A 4,192-nucleotide genomic window follows, 5' to 3' on the forward strand; every position below is an offset into this window, starting at 1 on the left:
GTTCTACGTTAGACATTTCGATATTGCTTATGTTTTTAACCATGGTAGACCTCTCTATCTGTCCAGGCCGTGGGTGCGTGGACGGTTTGGTGGGAATTGGGTTGTCGGGGTGTTTTTGTTGATGGTTTCTGACGCTTTGCTGTCCGCCCGGGCAAGTCGTTGAGCGGCCTCGAAGAAGAGGCGACCCGCTTGTGCGGCACGCTGCTTTTCGGCCTGCGTATAGGGTTTAGGCAGCTGAAACGAAGGGAGTTTATTAAGGGTGTCAGCAGCAACGCTTTTTTTCACAAGGGTATGGTAGGTTTCAAGCGCTTTACGGCAACGGTGGTCGTAAGCTTGCATCTGTAGTTGAGCTTGATTTCCTTTTCCCAGCTCTCGTTTGACATCGGAAGTTTTGTAGATTTGCTCGGGCGCATTTTGGGAGTGGTTTAGACTACGGGTGATGCCTTGTGCCGATAGGGCGGCATCAAGTCTGTCGGCGCGACAGGCGCGCGTGGGGTTGTCTCGATCGGCTAGGTAGATGCGCCCGCAGCTTACCAGCAAGTCGATGTCGGCTCTATCCAGACACTGCTTGAATTCCTGGGGCGTGGCGGAAAGTGAAAGTGCTTGAAGAGCCATATCCCGCACTTCGCTTTTCCACGGTCGCACACCTCGAAGCTCAAGACGACGCTCGGTTTGGGTGATGCGGCGGGGTTGTGTCGAGACGAGCCTTTGGCCTTTGATGTAATCGGGCATGCGCGACAAGCCTAGTGTAGCGGCAATTCTTTGTAGCGAGTTGTGCACCTCTCGGACCTTTTCGTTATCAAGGGCGATCTTGCGACCGGCTTCAAGATCGACGGAATTCACGACGACATGAGCATGAACGATACCCTTTTTCCCCTGTGCAATGCGGGATTTGTTGTCGTTGTGCAGTATGATGACGGCTTCGGCTGTTGGAAAGTTTTCCTCGCACCAACGGTACGCGAGGTCGCGCACCTGCGCTACGCTGGCGTGGTCGGATGCGCTAGGGCTGATGATATATTCGCGGTAGGTCACAGAGCCGCGCAGATGGTATTGGGCGCGTGTGGAATCCAGTTCTCGATCCCAGTGTTCGGGGTCGGATACATTGAAGCAGATACGATCGAGTGCGCGTCCGTCGCGTTCGAGATAGTTGCGTCGAGCTGTGCAGGTGGCGTGATGGGCACCTGTATGGAAGGTCTGAGGTTTAATGGTTGGCATGATACCCTCCTTGATCGAGCGTGCTGCCGAGGGAGGTAATTGCTAGGTTGATCGCGGACAGGGTGTTTGCAAGCTCTGCTGCATTGATGGTGGCATCGTGGCAACGGTTGACTTGATGCGCAATCTGATTAACATTGACGCCCTCGCGCTTGAGCTCGCGATAGATTCGTTCGAGAAACGAATTGTCGGCGATGAATACGTGCGCGGGGTTGGTGATAAGCGTTCGCAGGTAGTCAGACTCGGTGATGCCAAGCTTCGACGCGGCAGAGGCAAGGGCTTGCGCCTCACTTTCGGTAAGACGAAAGTTTTTGCGGACGATATGTGTTTTCATCGAATGCCTCTTTTCGATAGGTGCGGAGCCGAATCCACGTGCGGAAGGCACGCGGAAGTCGGGTACGAAGGGGTGCAGGGGTACCCCCTGCCAAGGTTGACGAAGGAGTGCGAAATAGACCGAAGGGCTGTTTCGTACATACGAAGTCGTTTCTTGCACAAGACAACCGGGCAGTTTGGTTGGCGTGAGCACGTCTGCGGTGCGGCAAGTGATGGCGACCCAGGGGAGCCATCGAACGCAGCCGAAGCGCAGGTTCGTGCGAGAGTGTAGCGGTAGTGGTGGCGACCCATCGGGAGCCACCGAACGGACGCGGAACGGGTTGCCCTGCCCGGATGGAGGCGACCCAGGGGAGCCTCCGAAGGAGGGCGGGGCAACATCCGGCGTAGCCGGATCGACGGGATGGCGACGACGCGCAGTGGTGGATGTGACGGGATGCGGGGGTGTGGCAGGCTAGCCTTCACAGCTGTCACCGCCTTCACCGCAGGAGGAGTGTTCAAGCGCAAGGATGTTGCCGCTGCGCATGTGACGTCGAGTGTAGGTGATTCCCCGCTCGCGCAGGAATGCTTGATGCTGGGCCAAGTACTTGCCCAACACCGCAACGCTAACATCACCGATCCCGGCATCAGCAATCAACCCCGTAGCCGTTCCCTCCCACGCGCCCGGGCGCGTGGCCATGAAGTCGAGCACGCGCAAAACGGCATCGGGCACCAAGCGTTCAGCCAATTCTTCTGGGCTTGTTTTTGCGACAATCAACCAATGGCAGTCGCTAAAGCGCAATTGAAGCTCCTGAAACTCGACGTCGCGCCCCGTAAGGGATAGTTTGGCGCTGTTGGTGCAGCGACTCTCTTTTTCTAGTACGAACGTGCTGTCGGCGCACCCGGTAATTCCAGTCGTGCCCGACACGGTATTGAACACGTCGGAATCACTCATTTTGCGGGTGTGGTGAACCACCAAGATAGCCAGGTTATGCTTATCCGCAAACTGTTTAAGGGTGGTCAAGTCCCGGTAATCAACGGCGTAGGAGTTATCCCCGTTGGCTTGTCGGACGGCCTGAAACGTATCGATGACGACGAGTCTGGTGGCGGGGTGGGCTGCAAGGAATTCCTCCAGCTGGTTCACGAGTCCCGCAGGTATTTTTTCGGCGGCAATAGCGAAGTTGAAGCCGGGTTCCGCCTCGTCGGTTATGCGCCACAACCGTTGTTGGATACGGGAAAACGTATCCTCCAAGCATAGATAGAGGACATCGCACTTTGCCGTTGCAAAGCCCCAGAAAGGTTCACCGCGGCTGACATTGAGTCCCATTTCTAGCACGAGCCAGGATTTACCTAGTTTGGGGGCACCGACCAGAAGGTGCAGTCCCGTCGAAATTAAATCCTCTATGATCCAAGCCGGAGCAGTAAAAGGCTGCTGGAGTAGCCAATGGGCGTCACGCACGTCTAGCGGGCTAATCATAGTACACCTCCCAGCGGTCGTCGTGCGCAATGACTTCAGTTGGTGGGGGTAAGGGTTCTCCCGCGTGCCAGCGCCCTCGCACGTCGACATGGGCTGCAAGGTTAAGTGCTGCGTACAGCGCATCCAGCTTGTCGGCTGTAGCGAACGCGTAGTCGATAAGTTCATCCAAATCAGGGCGCTGATTGAACCCATGGCTCTTCAGTGTCCGCGTTGTTGTTGCATCGCGATAAGAACTAGCTGCCATGGTTATCGCCTGCTTTCAGTGCGCTTTGGCCAGCGCGGATCGATGGAACCGTGTTCGGCCAGATAGCGGTTGAGCGCCTCGGTTGGCACGAAAGCGGTACGTCCAACATAAATAACGCCAACGGCGTGCATCAACAGCAGCGCTTTGCTGCGGCCGCAACTAAAAAGTTGGCAAAAATCTTTCCATCCGAGATAGGGTGTGGTGATGTGAGCATCCATGATGCCTCCTTCCCTCGCTCCGCATTTGCAGGGCGAGAATTTGATATTATTCAATGAGTTGTGTTTAGCCTTAACCGGTTATGAGCTGGTTCTATTCTTACATGTTTCCGTCTGCGGCAGGGATACCCCCTTAGCCGTCCTAAACGCTTGAAAAATCTCCAGACATAGTTTGCCTCTTTCTACCTTCTGGCTAGTGATGCCGCGACAGCACTGGCCGGAAGGATTTATTTAGAAGTAATAAGTGCGCTACCTCGGTTGGAGGGCGGTGGCCACCTTTGCGCACTTCTATTGTGGCCTGATTATTTGACTGTTATAATTTATTTTAATAACAGTCAATAATTGAAGTGAGAAAATCTTGAGTTCAATTAACGAATGGACGTATTTAGATAAGGAAAAAGAGTGGAATGACCTGTTCACACGTGTGAGCGGGAGTAGTCTTCGTGCCTTTCCGATAGGCGTATTTCCTTGGAAAAAAATATCCAAGGTTGATGTTATGACATTCAACTCATGCCTAGAACCATCAAATTTTAGCCGTAATTGGTCTGGTTTCAACCCAATAAAAGAGACTAAATATCTTGCTTGCGATGTAGGGGAAACATCATTAGACTTAGAAACCTTACCGCTGAATTATGTCTACGATAATTTTTTGAAACTCGATATCGACAACACCGACAACGTAATTGAATTCATTAAAAACTACGGGATGCCCTATTGTCCCTATTTTGATTGCAA

6 protein-coding genes are annotated in these 4,192 nt (G+C 53.6%); 1 reads left to right on the top strand and 5 read right to left on the bottom strand.

Annotated elements, in window-relative coordinates:
- Positions 1–54: 54 nt before the first annotated feature.
- The 5 genes from RR842_RS12325 to RR842_RS12345 form a co-directional block, all read right to left on the bottom strand.
- Positions 55–1,215 (bottom strand): relaxase/mobilization nuclease domain-containing protein, encoded by a 1,161-nt coding sequence (locus RR842_RS12325; protein ID WP_332729924.1) that lies wholly within the window; start codon positions 1,213–1,215, stop codon positions 55–57.
- Positions 1,202–1,546, bottom strand: a complete 345-nt coding sequence (locus RR842_RS12330; protein ID WP_332729925.1) for a MobC family plasmid mobilization relaxosome protein — start codon at positions 1,544–1,546, stop codon at positions 1,202–1,204. The genes RR842_RS12325 and RR842_RS12330 overlap by 14 nt, the downstream gene beginning before the upstream one ends.
- 450 nt (positions 1,547–1,996) lie before the next feature.
- Positions 1,997–2,998, bottom strand: a complete 1,002-nt coding sequence (locus tag RR842_RS12335; protein WP_332729926.1) for an AAA family ATPase — start codon at positions 2,996–2,998, stop codon at positions 1,997–1,999.
- Complete coding sequence (locus RR842_RS12340; protein WP_332729927.1) at positions 2,991–3,242, bottom strand: hypothetical protein; 252 nt, start codon at positions 3,240–3,242, stop codon at positions 2,991–2,993. The genes RR842_RS12335 and RR842_RS12340 overlap by 8 nt, the downstream gene beginning before the upstream one ends.
- Before the next feature lie 2 nt (positions 3,243–3,244).
- Entirely contained in the window at positions 3,245–3,460 is a 216-nt protein-coding gene (locus RR842_RS12345) for a hypothetical protein (protein WP_332729929.1), read from the bottom strand.
- A gap of 355 nt (positions 3,461–3,815) precedes the next feature.
- Between RR842_RS12345 and RR842_RS12350 the strand changes: the two genes are divergently transcribed.
- Positions 3,816–4,192, top strand: a 377-nt coding sequence (locus tag RR842_RS12350) for a hypothetical protein (protein WP_332729930.1), incomplete at its 3' end; no start/stop codon positions are given.

The organism is Gordonibacter sp. (assembly GCF_036667095.1).
GTDB lineage: Bacteria > Actinomycetota > Coriobacteriia > Coriobacteriales > Eggerthellaceae > Gordonibacter.